The organism is Collinsella sp. CLA-AA-H302, from assembly GCF_040093305.1.
Taxonomy (GTDB): domain Bacteria; phylum Actinomycetota; class Coriobacteriia; order Coriobacteriales; family Coriobacteriaceae; genus Collinsella.
In genome coordinates this window covers 98889-115880 of record NZ_JBBNJW010000001.1, presented here as the reverse complement: position 1 = coordinate 115880, position 16992 = coordinate 98889, and the positions used below count along the sequence as shown (strand labels likewise).

Below are 16992 nucleotides of genomic sequence, written 5' to 3'. Positions count from 1 at the left end.
GGAGAATCTGTGCCAAATAAGAGTGAGAGCACGGGTACTGGGCTGGAATCCTACGTTGCAAAGCTCATGGGCAACGGCTCAAACAGGACTTCGGTAACCGAGGACGAGATTCAGGTCGCCCTGAAGGATATCGATGTGTCTGACGAGCAGCTCAACGCGGTGTATTCCGCGCTGCGCAACAGCGGCATCCAGATTATCTCCGCGAGCGGTAACGATGACGCCCCCATGGACGTCGACGATGACGATAACGATAGCGATACCGACGATTTCGATGACGACGAGCACGATTCCGGCTCGCTCGACGATCACGAGCTTAAGATGGCCCGTCAGGCCGACGCCGAGATGGGTTCTTCCAAGAGCAAGAAGAAGCGCACCGTGCGCACGTCCCGTTCGCGTTCGCGCGTGCGCGGCATCGATGCCTCCACGGTGATGCTGACCGGCGACCCGGTTCGTATGTACCTTAAGGAGATTGGTAAGGTCGACCTGCTAACCGCCTCCGAAGAGGTCGATCTGGCCATGAAGATCGAGGCTGGCCTTGACGCCACCGAGAAGCTCGAGGCCGCCGAGGCGGGCGAGATTGAGCTTACCCGCGCCGAGATGCGTCGCCTGACTCGTATCGAGAACGTCGGCCTCGAGGCCAAGCAGGCGCTCATCAGCGCCAACCTGCGCCTGGTCGTCTCCATCGCCAAGCGCTATGTCGGTCGCGGCATGCTGTTCCTGGACCTGATCCAGGAGGGCAACCTCGGTCTGATCCGCGCCGTCGAGAAGTTCGACTACCAGAAGGGCTTTAAGTTCTCCACGTACGCCACGTGGTGGATCCGTCAGGCCATCACGCGTGCAATCGCCGACCAGGCCCGTACCATTCGTATTCCCGTGCACATGGTCGAGACTATCAACAAGCTCGTCCGCGTGCAGCGCCAGCTCCTTCAGGACCTGGGTCGCGACCCGACCCCCGAGGAGATCGGTGCCGAGATGGACATGAGCGCCGACCGCGTCCGCGAGATCCAGAAGATCTCGCAGGAGCCCGTGTCGCTCGAGACCCCCATCGGCGAGGAAGAGGATTCCCAGCTGGGCGACTTCATCGAGGACTCCCAGGCCATCGTTCCGCCCGATGCCGCCAGCTTCTCCATGCTGCAGGAGCAGCTCACTCAGGTGCTCGACTCGCTTGCCGATCGTGAGCGCAAGGTTATCGAGCTGCGCTTTGGCCTTGTCGACGGGCATCCCCGCACACTCGAGGAGGTCGGCCGCGAGTTTGGCGTCACGCGCGAGCGTATCCGCCAGATCGAGTCCAAGACCCTGGCCAAACTCCGCCACCCCAGCCGTTCCAGCAAGCTTAAAGACTACATCGAGTCTTAGGGTTACGGCGTTCTACCGAACGCCGTAACTGGCCGACGCTGCAAACCCGCCAGAGCGGCAATCTGCCTTTCAACTTCGGCGGCATGACCAAAAGGTCAATGCCGCCTTGTTTCAAGGCACCTTGCTCGCTCTGGCGGGTTTTCGCTGTCCGTCCTCTATCTGCGGCGTTGCTATGGCTGTCAGTTGTGCGACAGTTTGGGGGTGGTTATTGGGGACAGACTTAAATGAGTAGTCGTTGGGGACGTTCTTGAATGACTAGTCGTTTAAGAACGTCCCCAATGACTAGGTCAGAAAAATTCTCAAAAAAGTTCTTGCCCTTCGCTCAATCGTCCGTATAATAAACTTCGTTGCTTGAGAGCACGCACGTATTCCTCGGTAGCTCAATGGTAGAGCACGCGGCTGTTAACCGCGCTGTTGTAGGTTCGAGTCCTACCCGGGGAGCCAGAATTTCTCAGCCCATTCAGCTGGGCTTTTAAATTCCTCGGTAGCTCAATGGTAGAGCACGCGGCTGTTAACCGCGCTGTTGTAGGTTCGAGTCCTACCCGGGGAGCCAGGTTGTAGAACCCGTCGCTTATGCGGCGGGTTTTTTCATGCCGCGACCACTTGACTCGAACGTTGCCATATCAACATTTCGTGTCGAGGATGTAATCCCGCGACCCACCACCTCAACATGGCGCGGTCGTTGTAGAATATTGCAATGATTGCTCCCACGACATGGTGCCGCGAGCACCAGATAAGGAGATTCTTGTGTCTGAGACCATTAACGGCAGCCTGAGCGTCTCGAACGACGTTATTGCCGATATTGCCGGTTATGCTGCGATGACGTGCTATGGCGTCGTCGGTATGGCTGAGCAGCTCCAAGGCGCCGAGAGCGTGCGCCTGCTTGCCGGTCAGCGCCTCCGCAAGGGCGTGCTTGTCTCCGCCGACGAGAACGGCCTTACGGTCGATCTTCACGTCGTGCTCGAGAACGGCGTCAACATGAAGTCCGTCTGCCACAATCTTTCGAGCTCCGTTGCCTTCACCCTGCAGGAGATCGCTCAGATCGACCCCGCCAGCCTTAAGATCGGCATCCATATCGACGCGCTCAAGAGCCGTCTGAACTAGCATCCGAAAACGGAGATTCAAATACCCATGATTGCAAAGACCATTCGCACCTGTTTTCCGATCGCTGCGGCTGCCGTTTCCGACAAGGCCGAGGAGATCAACAAGCTCAACGTCTTCCCCGTGCCCGACGGCGACACCGGCACCAACATGTCGCTCACGCTCGCCTCGGTGACCAAGGAGCTCTCCGCCCTTCCCGCCGATGCCGACATGGAGGCCATTGCCGGCGCCATCACCCACGGCTCCCTGATGGGCGCCCGCGGTAACTCCGGCGTCATCACCTCTCAGATCCTGCGCGGCGTGGCCGAGGGTCTCGTCTCTGCTGATGAGCCCATCACGTCCGCCAACATCGCCTATGCGTTCCGCCGCGCCGTCAAGGTCGCCTTCCAGGCCGTCCGTAAGCCCATCGAGGGCACGATTCTCACGGTGCTGCGCGATGTCTCGACCAAGGCCGACGAGTGCGAAAAGAAGAAGTTCTCGGCCGAGGACGCGCTCGATGCCATCGTCGTCGAGGCCTACCAGTCCGTCGCTCGCACGCCCGACCTGCTGCCCGTTCTGAAGGAGAACGGCGTGGTCGACTCCGGCGCCTTTGGCTTTGCCATCTTCCTCGAGAACTTCGTAGCTGCCGCTCTTGGCCGCAGCACCGTTGTCGAGGATTTCTCCGCTACGTTTGACTCCGCCGGCTCTGCCCGTGATGCCGCTCTTGGCCGCGTTGAGATCGAGGCTAACGACGACTGGGAGGGCTCGGAATTCCGTTACTGCAATGAGTTCCTGTTTAAGGCCGACGCCCCGTTTGACGAGGACGAGTGCCTTAAGTTTCTGGGTTCCATGGGCGACTGTGAGCTGCTCGTGGGCGCATATCCCGACTACAAGATCCACGTGCACTCCAACACCCCGAACCTGGTGCTCGAGCACATGCTGCAGCTTGGCCAGATCTACGAGGTCTTTATCCACAACATGGAGATGGAGGCCCACGACCGTACCGCCAAGATCCACGAGGACCAGGAGAAGGCCGCCGAGCCCGCGAAGGCCCTGGGCTTTGTCGCCGTTGCCGCCGGTTCCGGCGAGGCAGACATCCTCAAGTCCCTCGGCGTTGACGTGATCGTGTCCGGTGGCCAGACCATGAATCCCTCGACTGCAGACCTGCTGGGCGCCGTCGACCAGGTCAACGCGACCTCGGTCATCATTCTGCCCAACAACGGCAACATCCGCATGGCCGCCGAGGCCGCTTCCTCTGCCTGCACCGACAAGAAGGTCGCCGTCGTTCCCACCAAGACCGTTCCGCAGGCCTTCTCCGCGCTGTTCGCGGTCCTGCCCGATTCCGAGCTCGAGGATGCCGTCGCCGCTATGGTCGACGCCATCAGCGAGGTCCGCGATGGCGAGGTCACCCGCGCCGTGCGCGACTCCAGTGCCTCCGACGGTTCGCCAATTCACTCCGGTGACGTCATGGGCATCATTGCCGGCTCCATCGATGTCGTCGGCTCCGACGTGAAGCAGGTCACGCTCGATTGCATCAACCGTATGCAGGAGGAAGAGGAGGGCGACGCGCTGACGATTCTGGCCGGCGAGGAACTGTCCGATGAGGCCTTCCAGGAGATCGTCGACGCTATCGAGGAGGCTCAGCCCGATCTGGAGATCGACGCCCATCGTGGCGAGCAGCCGCTCTATCCCGTGATCTTCTCGATCGAGTAGGCAACTGCCCATGTCCGAACTGTGCTCCGTGCCGCGCGTCTCGGAGCGCTTTGCCCAGAGCAATGCGCTCGACGAGGATATCGCGCGACTCAAATATGTTTCGGGTAAACGTGAGGAGGCCCTTCGCCGTCTGGGAATTCGGACGGTGGGGGACCTCCTTCTCCATATCCCTCATCGATACCTGGACTTTACGCGCTCCTGGTCCATCGAGATGGCGCCCATCGGTACCGTGTGTACCATCATCGCCACGGTCGATCGTATCGTCCAAAAGCAGCCGCGTCCGCGCATGCAGGTGACCGAGGTCTCACTCGTTGACGAGACGGGCGTGCTGCAGGTCGCCTTTTTCCGCCAGCCCTGGATTGCCCAGCAGCTTAAGCAGGGCGACCGCCTGGCCGTAATGGGTAAGGTCGAGTTTGCCTACGGCTTTAAGCAGATGGCCTCGCCGCACTTTGAAAAGCTTGAGGAAGGGCGCGCCGCGGGCACTATCCTGCCGGTCCATTACGTGAGTGACGGCGTGAGTCAGGCATGGATGCGCCGTATCGTAAGTGGCGCGCTCGAGGTCGTCGGCAATCCCTTCGACCCGATTCCCGCACGCTTACGCGTCAAGCGCCGCCTGATGAGCAATGCCCGTGCGCTTCGATCGATCCATTTTCCCTCGAGCATGGCTGAGCGCGATATCGCGCGCGCACGGCTCGCCTACGAGGAGTGCCTCTACCTGCAGCTGGCGCTGCGCCTGCGCAACGACGGCGGCCTGGTCGATGTGGTGCCCTATGCCCACGCCGCGGGCGAGCACCTGGCCGCGCTTAAGCAGGCCCTGCCGTTTTCGCTGAGCGACGAGCAGGAGGCCGCGTTCCAAGACATCCTGCGCGATATGTGCGATGGCGGGCGCGTGATGAACCGCCTGCTGCTGGGCGACGTCGGTACCGGCAAGACCGCTGTTGCCGCCTGCGCGCTGGCTGTGGCTGCCGATAGCGGCACGCAGGCCTGCGTTATGGCGCCCACGGGCGTGCTGGCGCGTCAATATGCCGATAAGACCGGCCCCTTGCTCTCGCAGGCTGGCATGACCTGGGCGCTCCTGACGGGCGCCACGCCGGCGGCCGAGCGGGAGCGGATCCATGCCCAGCTGGAATCGGGCGAACTCGACGTCCTCTTTGGCACCCACGCTGTGCTTTCGGATAACGTTGCGTTCAAGCATCTATCGCTCGTGGTCATCGATGAGCAGCACCGGTTTGGCGTCGGCCAACGTAACGCCCTGCGTGCGAAGGGCCCTGGTGCCGATCTGCTCGTTATGACGGCAACGCCCATCCCACGTACGCTGGCGCTTTCGATCTACGGCGATCTGGACACGAGCATCATCCGCCATCGGCCCGTCCCTGGCGCTGGCGTGACGACACGCGTGCTTTCCGAGTCGAGCCGCGACCTTGCCTATGGCGCCATCCGCGAGGCGCATGAAAAGGGTCAGCAGGCCTACGTGATTTGCCCGCTCGTGGAGCCGAGTGACTCGGTCGATGATCTGGAGGACGTGCCCGGTATCGCCCGCGACGACGAGGGCCGCGTGACGGTCCCCGTGCCGCTGCACGATACGGCGACCGAGCTCGATCGCCTGCGTCTGGCATTGCCGGGTCTTGCCATCGAGCGCCTTCACGGCCGCATGCCAGCGGGGGAGAAGGACCAGGTTATCGATGCCTTCAAGCGCGGCGAGATCGACGTGCTCGTCTCGACTACGGTGGTTGAGGTGGGCGTCGACGTGCCCAACGCCACCGTCATGGTCATCGAGAACGGTGAGCGCTTTGGCTTGGCGGCCCTGCACCAGCTGCGCGGCCGCGTGGGCCGCGGCAGCGTGTCGGGCACCTGCCTGGTCATGACGCACTCCAAGGGCAACGGCGGCGCTTCGGCGGCGCAAGACCGTCTCCAGTCGCTCGAGAAGACCTCGGACGGCTTTACGCTCGCCCAGATGGACCTTCGTCTGCGCCACGAGGGCGAAATCCTGGGGTACCGCCAGCATGGCGGTGTGACTCTGCGCTTTGTCGACCTGGATGCCGACGAGGAGCTGATCGAGTGGGCCCATTTGGACGCGGTCGAGCTCTTGCGGTATGCTTGCACCCTTGACTCCGTGGCGACGCGCCCCCTGCGCGATGCGGTCGCCATGCGATATCGACACATTTTTAAGGAGGTCAGCGGAGGATGAGAATCATCGGCGGCGAATGGCGCGGTCGTAAGATCGAGGAGCCCCGTGGTCGCGATGTCACCCGCCCCACGACCGATCGCGTGCGCGAGGCATGCGCATCTATGGTCATGTCGGCATTTGACTTCGATCTGGACGAGGTCCGCGTGCTGGACGCCTTTGGCGGCTCCGGTGCCTTAGGGTTAGAGATGCTCTCACGTGGTGCCCGCTCACTCACGACGTTCGAGATCGATCGGAATGCCGCGCGGCTCATTACCAAGAATATCGAGTCGCTCTGCCGTGACCGTGCGCGTTGGCGCGTGGTAACGGGCGACATGCTGGCGAGCGCCTCGCGCGGTCGTGTGCCGGGCGGCCCCTTTGATCTGGTCCTGCTCGACCCGCCCTATGCTTTTGGTGCCGAGCCGGTCGAGGAACTGCTGCAGAACCTGGCTCAGCAGGGTCTGCTTGCACCTGGCGCTTATGCCCTGTTTGAGCATGCCGCCGCCGATGCGGGCGCGCATCCGGCAGGCTTTGAGATCGTGCGCGAGAAGCGCTACGGCATTACCTCGGTCGACCTGCTTCGTTGGGTCGGCAACGGCGAGGATGATGGTATCGATAGCGACGCACCCACGGAGGACGCCCATGAATGACACTATCAACCGCGTGATTGTCCCGGGCACCTTCGACCCCATCACGTTTGGCCATATCGATGTGATCCGCCGCGCCCGTCGCATCTTTCCCAGCGTGATCGTCGCTGTTGCCGAGTCGCAGGGTAAAAACGGCGTGGGCACCACGTTTATGCTCGATGAGCGCGTGGCGCTGGCTCGCGAGGCGCTCGGTGATATCGACGGCGTCGAGGTCCTGCCCTTTACCGGCCTCTTGGTCGACTTCGCTCGCGAGCAGGGGGCGGGGGCCGTTGTCAAGGGCCTGCGCGCCATGACCGACTTTGAGTACGAGCTGCAGCAGGCAGACCTCAACTACCGCTTGGATAACGAGCTGGAGTCCATCTTTGTCATGAGTGCGCCGCAGTACGGCTATATCTCGAGCTCGGTCGTTCGCCAGATCGCCTCGCTCGGCAGCGATGTATCGACGTTTGTTCCGCCCAACGTGGTCGAAGCGCTCAGATATCGCTTTTCGTGACGTTTTTTATTGCCTGGTGGCATGTGGTAAACTAGCACGATGATATGTTACCTATGAAAGGAGACCGGATGCCGGGCGAGAATTTTCCTGGCGATAGGATCGTCAGCTTGGTCGATGAGCTCGAAGGGCTGATCGAGGAAGCCAAGCCGCCTTTCGGCAAGAACGCTCAGTTCAAGGTCATCGACGCCGACGTGTTCTTCAACATCCTCGACGAGATCCGCATGAGCTATCCCGAGGAGTGGCAGAAGTCCCGCCGTATCCTTAAGGAGCGCGAGGAGCTTATGGCTTCCGCCGCCGCTCAGGCCGATTCCATCATCGCCGACGCTCAGCAGCAGGCCCTCACCATTGCCGGTGAGCAGGAGATCGTCCGCTTGGCACAGCAGCAGGCCGACGACATCCGCGATCGTGCCCAGCAGTACGAGCGCGAGACGCGTTATGCTGCCGAGGACTACGCAGAGCAGGTCTTTACGCACCTGGAGGAGAATCTCAAGAGCCTGACCGGCACCGTTACCCGTTGCCGTCAGCAGCTCAACGAGGGTGCCGCCCAACAGAATGGTCAGTGGTAATGGCTGAGTTCCCGAGCGTTACCGTCGATCTTTCCGAGCAGCTCGAGTTTCCTGGTGATTCGTATCCGCTGACCGGCAAGGTCGATGTTGCCACCTACACGGTGGGCGAGAAGGAGTACCAGCTACAGGACGGCATCGACTACGACGTTGTCTTTACCAATGCCGGTACCGGTGTCTTGCTCACGGGCATGGTCCGCGCGCACGCCATCGGCGAGTGCGACCGTTGCCTGGAGCCTGCCTCGTTTGATATCGCCGGCGAGATCGAGGAGTTCTACCTCTTCGAGGAGCCCGAGGATCCCGAGGCCTACGAGGACGGCTACGAGCTCCTGGGTGAGGACCGCATAGTCGATCTAGGTGAGCCCATCAATGACGCGGTCGTTATGGACACGCCGTTTGTCGTTCTGTGCAAGCCCGATTGCCGCGGTCTGTGCCCCACTTGCGGTTGCAATCTCAATGTCGAGCAATGCGATTGCGCCGCCCAGGCAGAGGCAGAATGGGCCGCTGCCACGGAAAATCCATTTGCAGCATTGAAGAATCTCAAGCTCGATGAGTAAAACTGTGGTAGTATCGCTACTTGCGCGTAATCGCCACACTGGATAGTTCATAAGGAAGGTCACTATGCCCGTACCTAAACAAAAGCAGGGTCGTATCCGCACTCACACTCGTCGTTCCGCCAACATGAAGATCTCGGCTGCGGCTCAGTCCACGTGCCCCCGTTGCGGCGCTGTCAAGCTTCCGCACCACGTGTGCCCCAGCTGCGGTTTCTATAAGGACCGCGAGGTTATCGTTACCGAGTAACGCTATACTCTGGATGCGATGCCGTTCCAAATGGAACCACAATGGCCGGCTCAATGAGTCGGCCATTTTTGTATAAGGAGCATGTATATGAGTAACGTTCGCGTTTGTGTAGACGTTGTGGGCGGAGACGAGAAACCTCAGGTTGTTCTCGATGGTATCGAGGCTGCGCTTGCCGCCGATCCCGATATCGAGGTCTTGGCAGCTGGCCCCGCCGAAATCGTCAATCCCTTTGCTGCTTCCCATGCACGTGTTGAGGCCCTTGAGGCACCCGACGTTATCGCCATGAATGACGATCCCATTCGCGCCGTGATGACCAAGCGTAAATCGTCGATCGTGCTTGCCTGCCGCGCCATCAAGAAGGGAAATGCGGACGCGTTCTTCTCCGCCGGCTCGACCGGTGCCATGACCGCTGCCGCGACCGCCTACGTCACACCGTTTAGGTATCAAGCCGAAGGCAAGAAGCAGCCGGTGCGCCCCTGTCTGACCAATGCGCTGCCCAATCGCGCCGGCGGTCTGACGGTGCTGTGCGATATGGGCGCCAACCCCGATGTCGAGGTCGACGACATGGTGCGTTTTGCCCAGATGGGTAGCGCCTATGCCCGCGTTGTCCTGGGCATCGAGCATCCTCGCGTGGGCCTGCTTGCTAATGGCACCGAGGACGAGAAGGGTTCCAACTTTACCAAGGCCTGCTTCCCGGCCATGAAAGCCGCCGTTCCCGATTTTGTGGGTAACTGCGAAGGCACCGATCTTACGTCGGGCAATTTTGACGTCGTGGTCGCCGACGGCATGTCGGGCAATATTGCGCTCAAGGCTACCGAGGGCGCTGCCAAGTTTTTGCTGCAGGAGCTCAAGGGCGCCTTTATGGCCTCGCTCGGCACCAAGATCGCCGCGCTGCTCATCAAAAAGCAGATGCGCGAGATTAAGGCCAAGCTCTCTGGTGATGCCAAGGGCGGCGCGATTCTTTTGGGCCTGCGTGGCGTGGTCCTAATCGGCCATGGCGCCACCTCGGTCGAGGCTGTTAAAAACGGTACGCTCGCGGCGGCCGAAGCCGTGCGCGCGGGGCTGGTCGAGAACGTCGCCAACTCCATGGACGGCATCGTTTTGTAAGAGCGAGTTAGAGCGCTGTTATGTGCCTCGCGGCCTGCTTCGTGGGGTAGAATCAGAACCGTGTCTTGGTACCGCCCGGGCGGTACCATTCTTTTGGTATTCATGCACTATGAGAGGAAGCGCTATGGACCGCTCCGAAATCTTCGACAAGATCGCCGAGGTCGCTGCTGACGTTCTGGGCGTCGATGTTGCCGAAATTAGCGATGAGACCACCTTTGACGATCTCGATGCCAACTCGCTCGAGCGCCTGCAGCTGGTTACGGCTATCGAGGACGAGTTCAACCTCGAGATCGATGACGAGACTCTGCTCTCGCTCAACTCTGTCGCCGACGCCGTCGGCGCGATCGAAAACGCCAGGGAGGCCTAGGTCTTGGCTTTGTCTGAACGACTTACGCGTGCCCAGGAAATCCTGGGCCACGAGTTCAATAATAAGGTGCTGCTGCGCGCGGCGCTTACGCATCCCTCGGCAGTCGAGGGCCAGCCGGTTTCTGCCAGCTATGAGCGCCTTGAGTTTTTGGGCGATTCCATTTTGGGCGCCGTGGTGGCCCGTTCGCTCTTTGAGTCCTATCCCGAGTTTGACGAGGGGAAGCTCACGCGCCTGAAGGTATCCTTAGTGTCGGGCGCCACGCTGTCCGAGGTGTCGCACGAGCTGGGTATCGACGACATCATCATCTTTGGTGCCTCCGAGACCGGTACCGGCGCGCGTGGCCTGCACTCGGCGCTCGAGAACGTCTACGAGTCGCTCGTGGGTGCGCTGTACCTGGATGCCGGCTGGGATGTTGCGGCGGACTTTATCCACCGTACGCTTAAGCCGCACCTGGCTTCCGAGCGTGCCGAGCACCCCGCGAACCCCAAGTCGTTCTTGCAGGAGTGCGTGCAGGCGGACGGCCACGAGCCTCCCGCGTATAAGCTGGTCGGCTCCGAGGGCCCCGCGCATGCGCCCACCTTTACCGCTGTGGTGCTCATCGACGGTATTCGTCAAGGCCGCGGCACCGGTTCCTCCAAGAAGGAGGCCGAGGGAGCCGCTGCACTCGAGGCGCTCGATCGCATGGGCTACACCACCAACGGCGTGATTCTCAACAAGAAGCCTGTTTAAGCGAGGAACCGTGTATCTCAAGTCCCTCACGCTCAAAGGGTTCAAGTCGTTTGCCGACCGCGCCCATATGTCATTTGAGCCTGGCCTGACCGTCATCGTCGGTCCCAACGGCTCGGGAAAATCGAACATCTCCGACTCCATCCTGTGGGTCCTGGGCGAGCAGAGCGCCAAGCAGCTGCGCGGCCAGGCCATGGAGGACGTCATCTTCTCAGGCTCATCGGCACGCAAGCCGGTGGGTGTCGCCGAGGTCACGCTGGTGCTCGATAACTCGGACCATATGCTGCCCGTCGATTTTGACGAGGTCGCCATCACCCGTCGCATGTATCGCTCGGGCGAAAGCGAGTACCTCATCAACTCGAGTCCGTGCCGCCTGATGGACATTCAGGACATCCTGCACGATTCGGGCCTGGGCAAGGATACGCATTCCATCATCAGCCAGGGCAAGCTCGATGCCATTTTGCAGAGCCGCCCCGAGGAGCGCCGTGCCCTCATCGAGGAGGCCGCCGGCATCTCCAAGCACAAGCGCCGCAAGGAGCGTGCGCTCAAAAAGATAAAATCGATGGACGAGCACCTGACGCGTGCCCGCGACATCAATAAGGAAATTGCCCGTCAGCTGCGACCGCTGGAGCGTCAGGTCGATCGTGCGCGCAAGTACAAAGAGCTGTCCTCGCGCGCGAACGAGCTTACGCAGATGCTAGCCGTCGACGAGCTGCGTTCGCTGCAGTCGCAGTGGAACGACCTGGAGAGCCGCTCCAAGGAAGGCGCCGCCGAGCTGGAGCTTGCGCAGTACCGCATGGGCGAAAAGGAGCGCGAGCTCGAGAAGCTCCAGGTTATGCTCGAGGAAAAGGGCCTGTTTGTGGGCGACCTGGGCGAGCAGCGCCGCCATATGCAAGACGTGGTCGGTCGCATTAACTCCGATATGCGCCTGCTCGAGGAAAAGGGCCACAATATGGTGTCGCGCCTGTCCGACATGCGCGGCCAGATCTCGAGCTCCGAGCATCAGCGTCGTCGCGTGGTAGAGGAGCTCGAGGACGCGCGTGCGCAGCTTGAGGAAGTGACCGGCGCGCACATGCAGGCCCAGGAGGACGTTGACGCCGCTGGTCCTGCCGCCGCTCAGCTCCACGAGCGGCGCGTGGCGCTCGACAGTCAGATTTCGCAGCTTACGCGTGAGCAACGCGATGTGCAGCGTGTGGCCGATAACGCGGCGCTCGAACTCGCCAAGGTGAAGGACTCGCTGAGCAACGCTGAGGTCGAGGACAACATGTACGCCTCGCGCCTGGAGCAGATCGATGATCAGCTCGAGGAAGTCACGGCCTCGCTCGAGAGCCGTCGCGACCGCGCCGAGGAGCTTGAGGGTGCTCTTGAGGAAGCGCGCCAGGCCCAGGCCGATGCGCGTGAGGCCACCGAGGTCGCCCGTGCAGCCCTGAAGGACTTGCGTAATCGTGAGAGTGAGGCGCGCAACAAGCTGTCCGAGGTGCGCTCGGAGCTTGCCAGCCAAAAGAAGCTTGATGCCCGCATGGCAGACAGCTCGCCGCTGGTGAGCCGTCTGATGGGCGCACTGGGCGATGATGTCTCAGGCCGTTTGGGCGACGTGCTCGACGCCCCTCGTGAGCTTGAGGGCCTGGTTGAGCAACTACTTGCCGGCGATATCGATGCTCTTTTGTTTGATGATGCCGCTACGCTTGAGCGCGCCGGTCGTGCGGCTTTGGACCAAAAGAAGGCTTCGGGCGAGGCGCTGTTGGTGGCGCGCGGCGTGAGCGGTGGTGCTGCTGCCAATGGCGCTGCCGGTACGCGTCTGGTCGATCGTCTGTCCGTGCGCTCCGGTTATGGCCCGGTTGTCGAGGCCCTTCTCGGCGGCTATTACGTTGTCGACGACTTGGCGGCTGCGCTGGCCGCGCCTGTCGTTGACGGCGTGACTTACGTGACCCCCGATGGCGCCCGCGTCGCCTGCGGCGGCCTGGTGCGTGTGGGGCTCGACGCCGGAGAGGCTTCGGGTGCTTTGGAGCGCAAGCGTCGCATCCGTGAGCTCGAGGGCCTGGAACCCGATCTGGCTGCTGTGTTTGAGCATGTGTCGGATCAGGTCGTCGAGGCCAATGCGGCCGTCGAAGAGGCGCGTGCCGCTGAGGGCGATGCCGCCGGCGAGATCGCCCGTCTTGAGGGCGAGCGCCGCTCGCTGCTCTCCGAGATTGGCCGCCTGGAGCAAAGCGCCAACAACGCCGAGGTCGAGCGCGTGCGCATCTCCAAGCGCCGCGAGCAGGCCGCCGAGGCCGTTCGCGCTGCGCGCCCGCGCGTGGACGAGCTCACCCGCTCGCGTGACGAGGCCCGAGCGCAGGCAAGCGATCTTGGCCTTCAGATTGCCGAAGCCAACGACGAACTCGACCGCGTTCGCCGTGACGATTCCGAGGCCGCCGGCAAGCTCGCCGATGCCAAGGTCCGCCTGGCCCAGACGAGCGAGCGCCTTCGTTCTCTGAAGGGCCGAGTACCCGATCTGGAGCATCGCCTGGAGGGCATCGACCGCCGTATCCGCGGAACACGCCAGGCCTCGCGCTCACTCGAGCTGCTGCGCCTGCGCGTCGACCCCATGCACGAGCGCTATTCGGCCTTGCTGGAGCGCGCGTCGGATTGGGCCTCGCGCCTGCGTGACCAGGCTTCGCTCGAGGAGGCGGACTCCGCTTCGCTTAAGAAGACCATCGAGGATGCCAAGGCAGAGGTTGCCCGTGCCAAGGAGCGGGTTGATGCCGCCGCGGCGACGCAAAACGAGTTCAAGGTCGCACGCGGCAAGCTCGAGGTGCAGGTAGAGGCCGCCATCAAGGCCATTACCGCCGATGGCACCACGGTACTCGAGGAAGCGCTCATGCTTCCTGCGCCCACGGACCGCGATGCCGCCGAGCGCGAGCTCAACCAGCTTGTGCGCCAGATCAACAACCTTGGTCCCGTGAACCAAGTTGCCATGGAGGAGTACGAGCAGCTCAAGCGCCGCGCTGACTACATCGAGGAGCAGCTGGCCGATCTGGAGAGCGCACGCAAGGCGCTCACGAAGATCACGGTGGCTATCGACCGCAAGATGCGTAAGGCCTTCCTGGTGACCTTCGAGAAGGTCGATGCGAACTTCCGCGAGATCTTCGCCATGCTGTTTCCGGGCGGCCAGGCTCATCTGGAAATGACCGACCCCGAGCATCCGGCTGAGACGGGCATTGAGGTTGTGGCGCAGCCGCGCGGCAAGCGCATTACCAAGATGATGCTCATGTCGGGTGGTGAGAAGAGCCTGACGGCGCTCGCCCTGCTTTTTGCCGTGTATCGCACGCGCACGGTGCCGTTCTATGTGCTGGACGAGGTCGAGGCGGCGCTCGACGACGCCAACCTGTCCAAGCTCATCGGCGCACTCGACGTGTTACGTTCCGATACGCAGCTCTTGGTCATTTCGCATCAGCGCCGTACTATGGAGGACGCTGACGTTCTCTATGGCGTCTCGATGCAAGCCGACGGCGTCAGCCGCGTCGTCTCGCAAAAACTCGATCGCGAAACCGGAAAGGTCGTGAATGCATAATGGGATTCTTTGAAGCTCTCTCGCGCGGACTTGAGCGCAGTCGCGAGGCCCTCAACGAGGTCTTTTACTTTGGCGGCGAGGTCGACGAGGATTTTTGGGAGGACCTAGAGGACACCCTCGTCATGGGTGACATGGGTGCCGAGGTCGCTATCCAGGTCTCCGACGACCTGCGCGAGGCGGCCGCCAAGAAGAACCTCAAGACCGCTCCGCAGCTCCGTCGCGCCCTGGCCGAGCAGCTCGAGCAACATTTTGTGCCCGCCGAGCACGATCCGTTCACCGACACGCCGAGCTGCGTGCTGTTTGTGGGCATTAACGGTGCCGGCAAGACCACGACGGTCGGCAAGATCGCGAGCGCCATGGCTGCCTGCGGCAAGAATGTCGTGATCGGTTCTGCCGATACCTTCCGTGCCGCCGCCATCGAGCAGCTCGATGTGTGGGGTCAGCGCGCCGGCGTCCCCGTCATCAAGCGCGATCGCGGTTCCGACCCGGCGAGCGTGTGCTACGACGTGCTCGATGAGGCCGATAAGCGCGGCAGCGACCTGGTGCTGATCGACACCGCCGGTCGTCTGCACACAAGCCCCGAGCTCATGCGCGAGCTTGCCAAGGTGGTTAACGTGACGCGTAAGCGCGCCGCCAATATGGCCGCCGGCCCCATGCCCGTCTCGGTCGTGCTCGTCATCGATGCCGCCACCGGCCAGAACGGTCTGAACCAGGCGCTCGAGTTTAACGAGGCGCTGGGCCTGGACGGTATTATCATGACCAAGCTCGACGGCACGGCAAAAGGCGGTATCGCCATGGCCGTGGCTGAGAAGCTCAAGCTCCCGATCCTGCGCGTGGGCGTGGGCGAGCAGGTCGATGACCTGCAGGAGTTCAATGCCAAAGATTTCTGCCGCGCCCTGGTGGGCGAGTCCAATTAAGGAGTGACTAGTGTTTGATTCCCTGAGCGATCGCCTCAACGACACATTTGACCGTCTGCGCGGCAAAGGCAAGCTGACCGAGGCCGATATCACCTCGGCCATGCGCGACATCCGCATGGCGCTGCTCGAGGCAGACGTCAACTTCAAGGTCGTCAAGGAGTTTGTCGCCAAGACCAAGGAGCGCTGCATGACCGCCGAGGTTATGGAGTCGCTGTCGCCGGCGCAAAACGTCGTCAAGATCGTGCTCGACGAGCTTACCGAGATGCTCGGCTCCACCGAGAGCAAGCTCGTCTTTAGCAACCGTATCCCCAACGTCATCATGCTGGTGGGTCTGCAGGGCTCCGGTAAGACCACGGCGGCCGTAAAGCTGGCCTACCTGCTCAAGAAGCAGGGCCGCTCGCCGCTGCTCGCCGCGTGCGACGTCTACCGTCCCGCCGCTGCCGACCAGCTTGCCACGCTCGGTGGAGAGATCGGTGTCCCGGTCTTCCGCGGCGACGGTGCGCACCCGGTCGACATCGCCAAGGGCGCCATTCAGGAGGCTGTCGACCACCTGCGTGACGTGGTCATCGTCGATACCGCCGGCCGCCTGCAGATCGACGAGCAGATGATGCAGGAGGCCGTCGACATCAAGAAGGCCGTCAAGCCCGACCAGGTGCTGATGGTCGTCGACGCCATGACCGGCCAGGATATCGTCAACGTGGTCTCGACGTTTGCTGAGCGCACCGACTTTGATGGTGTGATTATCTCCAAGCTCGACGGTGACGCCCGTGGCGGTGGCGCGCTTTCGGTGCGTCAGGTGACCGGCAAGCCCATCAAGTTTGTGAGCATGGGCGAGAAACCCGATTCGCTTGAGCCGTTCTATCCCGATCGCATGGCCAAGCGAATCTTGGGCATGGGCGACGTTGTCGGCATCATCGAGAAGGCCCAGGAGGCGGCTGACGCCGAGCAGCTCGAGGCCGCCGAGCGCATGCTGCGCGAGGGCTTTACCATGAATGACATGCTCGACCAGATGAAGGCCGTCAAGAAGATGGGCGGCATGAAGGGCATTCTCGGCATGCTCCCCGGCGGCCAGCGTGCGCTCAACCAGATGGGCGGCAATCTGGACGAGGGCATCTTCGACAAGAACGAGGCCATCATCATGTCGATGACCAAGGAGGAACGCCTGCGCCCCTCCATCATCAACGGCCAGCGTCGCGCTCGCATTGCCAAGGGCGCCGGCGTGACCCCCACCGAGGTCAACAGCCTTATGAAGCAGTGGGGCGAGATGAATAAGATGATGGGCCGCATGCGCACGATGGCCAATCAGGCACAGGCCGGCGGCAAAAAGGGCAAAAAGGGCAAGAAGGGCAAGAAGATGCGCATGCCCAATATCCCTGGCCTGGACGCTATGGGTCTGGGCGGCATGGGCGGCCTGGGTACGGGCGGTCCCAAGTCCGATATGGAGCTGCTGCGCCAGATGGAAGCGCAGATGCGTAATAAGAAATAGAGCTAAATTTCCAGCTTGATAT

At 62.0% G+C, this 16992-nt stretch carries 15 protein-coding genes and 2 tRNA genes; all 17 read left to right on the top strand.

Annotated elements, in window-relative coordinates; genetic code table 11:
- Positions 1-9 precede the first annotated feature (9 nt).
- Entirely contained in the window at positions 10-1356 is a 1347-nt protein-coding gene (rpoD, locus tag AAAV21_RS00505) for an RNA polymerase sigma factor RpoD (RefSeq protein WP_349106623.1), read from the top strand.
- Between the two features lie 369 nt (positions 1357-1725).
- Positions 1726-1800 (top strand) — tRNA-Asn (locus AAAV21_RS00500).
- Between the two features lie 34 nt (positions 1801-1834).
- A tRNA-Asn gene (locus tag AAAV21_RS00495) sits at positions 1835-1909 on the top strand.
- 161 nt (positions 1910-2070) lie between these two features.
- Entirely contained in the window at positions 2071-2460 is a 390-nt protein-coding gene (locus AAAV21_RS00490) for an Asp23/Gls24 family envelope stress response protein (RefSeq protein ID WP_187361832.1), read from the top strand.
- Between the two features lie 27 nt (positions 2461-2487).
- Positions 2488-4149 carry a DAK2 domain-containing protein gene (locus AAAV21_RS00485; protein WP_349106621.1) on the top strand — a complete coding sequence of 554 codons (1662 nt, stop codon included), beginning with the start codon at positions 2488-2490 and terminating at the stop codon, positions 4147-4149.
- A 10-nt stretch (positions 4150-4159) separates the two neighbouring features.
- Positions 4160-6337, top strand: a complete 2178-nt coding sequence (recG, locus tag AAAV21_RS00480; protein WP_349106618.1) for an ATP-dependent DNA helicase RecG — start codon at positions 4160-4162, stop codon at positions 6335-6337.
- A complete protein-coding gene (gene rsmD, locus AAAV21_RS00475; protein ID WP_117800799.1) occupies positions 6334-6963 on the top strand; it encodes a 16S rRNA (guanine(966)-N(2))-methyltransferase RsmD in 630 nt (209 codons plus the stop codon). Before recG ends, rsmD begins: the two co-directional genes overlap by 4 nt.
- Positions 6956-7453, top strand: a complete 498-nt coding sequence (gene coaD, locus AAAV21_RS00470; protein WP_349106616.1) for a pantetheine-phosphate adenylyltransferase — start codon at positions 6956-6958, stop codon at positions 7451-7453. Before rsmD ends, coaD begins: the two co-directional genes overlap by 8 nt.
- A 68-nt stretch (positions 7454-7521) precedes the next feature.
- The gene (locus AAAV21_RS00465; protein WP_040358176.1) at positions 7522-8019 is read left to right on the top strand and encodes an ATPase; all 498 of its coding nucleotides are present in this window, start codon (positions 7522-7524) and stop codon (positions 8017-8019) included.
- Positions 8019-8573, top strand: a complete 555-nt coding sequence (locus AAAV21_RS00460; protein WP_118267737.1) for a DUF177 domain-containing protein — start codon at positions 8019-8021, stop codon at positions 8571-8573. The genes AAAV21_RS00465 and AAAV21_RS00460 overlap by 1 nt, the downstream gene beginning before the upstream one ends.
- Before the next feature lie 64 nt (positions 8574-8637).
- Positions 8638-8817 carry a 50S ribosomal protein L32 gene (rpmF, locus tag AAAV21_RS00455; protein ID WP_022094017.1) on the top strand — a complete coding sequence of 60 codons (180 nt, stop codon included), beginning with the start codon at positions 8638-8640 and terminating at the stop codon, positions 8815-8817.
- A gap of 87 nt (positions 8818-8904) precedes the next feature.
- Positions 8905-9924: a phosphate acyltransferase PlsX gene (plsX, locus tag AAAV21_RS00450; RefSeq protein ID WP_349106614.1), complete on the top strand. Its 1020-nt coding sequence runs from the start codon at positions 8905-8907 to the stop codon at positions 9922-9924.
- Positions 9925-10048: 124 nt separating this feature from the next.
- A complete protein-coding gene (locus AAAV21_RS00445; protein WP_349106612.1) occupies positions 10049-10291 on the top strand; it encodes an acyl carrier protein in 243 nt (80 codons plus the stop codon).
- Positions 10292-10294: 3 nt separating this feature from the next.
- Complete coding sequence (gene rnc / locus AAAV21_RS00440) at positions 10295-11020, top strand: ribonuclease III (RefSeq protein ID WP_195535315.1); 726 nt, start codon at positions 10295-10297, stop codon at positions 11018-11020.
- A 10-nt stretch (positions 11021-11030) separates the two neighbouring features.
- On the top strand, positions 11031-14567 hold the full coding sequence (gene smc, locus AAAV21_RS00435) for a chromosome segregation protein SMC (protein ID WP_349106609.1): 3537 nt from the start codon (positions 11031-11033) through the stop codon (positions 14565-14567).
- On the top strand, positions 14567-15484 hold the full coding sequence (gene ftsY / locus AAAV21_RS00430) for a signal recognition particle-docking protein FtsY (protein WP_349106606.1): 918 nt from the start codon (positions 14567-14569) through the stop codon (positions 15482-15484). Before smc ends, ftsY begins: the two co-directional genes overlap by 1 nt.
- Positions 15485-15494: 10 nt before the next feature.
- Entirely contained in the window at positions 15495-16970 is a 1476-nt protein-coding gene (gene ffh / locus AAAV21_RS00425) for a signal recognition particle protein (protein ID WP_117637757.1), read from the top strand.
- Positions 16971-16992 lie beyond the last annotated feature (22 nt).

What these genes read in the sequence shown, in the direction of transcription:
- AAAV21_RS00490 (WP_187361832.1), top strand. Translation starts at nt 2,071, where the DNA reads ATGGTGCCGCGAGCACCAGATAAGGAGATTCTTGTGTCTGAGACCATT.
- AAAV21_RS00485 (WP_349106621.1), top strand. Translation starts at nt 2,488, where the DNA reads ATGATTGCAAAGACCATTCGCACCTGTTTTCCGATCGCTGCGGCTGCC.
- recG (WP_349106618.1), top strand. Translation starts at nt 4,160, where the DNA reads ATGTCCGAACTGTGCTCCGTGCCGCGCGTCTCGGAGCGCTTTGCCCAG.
- rsmD (WP_117800799.1), top strand. Translation starts at nt 6,334, where the DNA reads ATGAGAATCATCGGCGGCGAATGGCGCGGTCGTAAGATCGAGGAGCCC.
- coaD (WP_349106616.1), top strand. Translation starts at nt 6,956, where the DNA reads ATGAATGACACTATCAACCGCGTGATTGTCCCGGGCACCTTCGACCCC.
- AAAV21_RS00465 (WP_040358176.1), top strand. Translation starts at nt 7,522, where the DNA reads ATGCCGGGCGAGAATTTTCCTGGCGATAGGATCGTCAGCTTGGTCGAT.
- AAAV21_RS00460 (WP_118267737.1), top strand. Translation starts at nt 8,019, where the DNA reads ATGGCTGAGTTCCCGAGCGTTACCGTCGATCTTTCCGAGCAGCTCGAG.
- rpmF (WP_022094017.1), top strand. Translation starts at nt 8,638, where the DNA reads ATGCCCGTACCTAAACAAAAGCAGGGTCGTATCCGCACTCACACTCGT.
- plsX (WP_349106614.1), top strand. Translation starts at nt 8,905, where the DNA reads ATGAGTAACGTTCGCGTTTGTGTAGACGTTGTGGGCGGAGACGAGAAA.
- AAAV21_RS00445 (WP_349106612.1), top strand. Translation starts at nt 10,049, where the DNA reads ATGGACCGCTCCGAAATCTTCGACAAGATCGCCGAGGTCGCTGCTGAC.
- ftsY (WP_349106606.1), top strand. Translation starts at nt 14,567, where the DNA reads ATGGGATTCTTTGAAGCTCTCTCGCGCGGACTTGAGCGCAGTCGCGAG.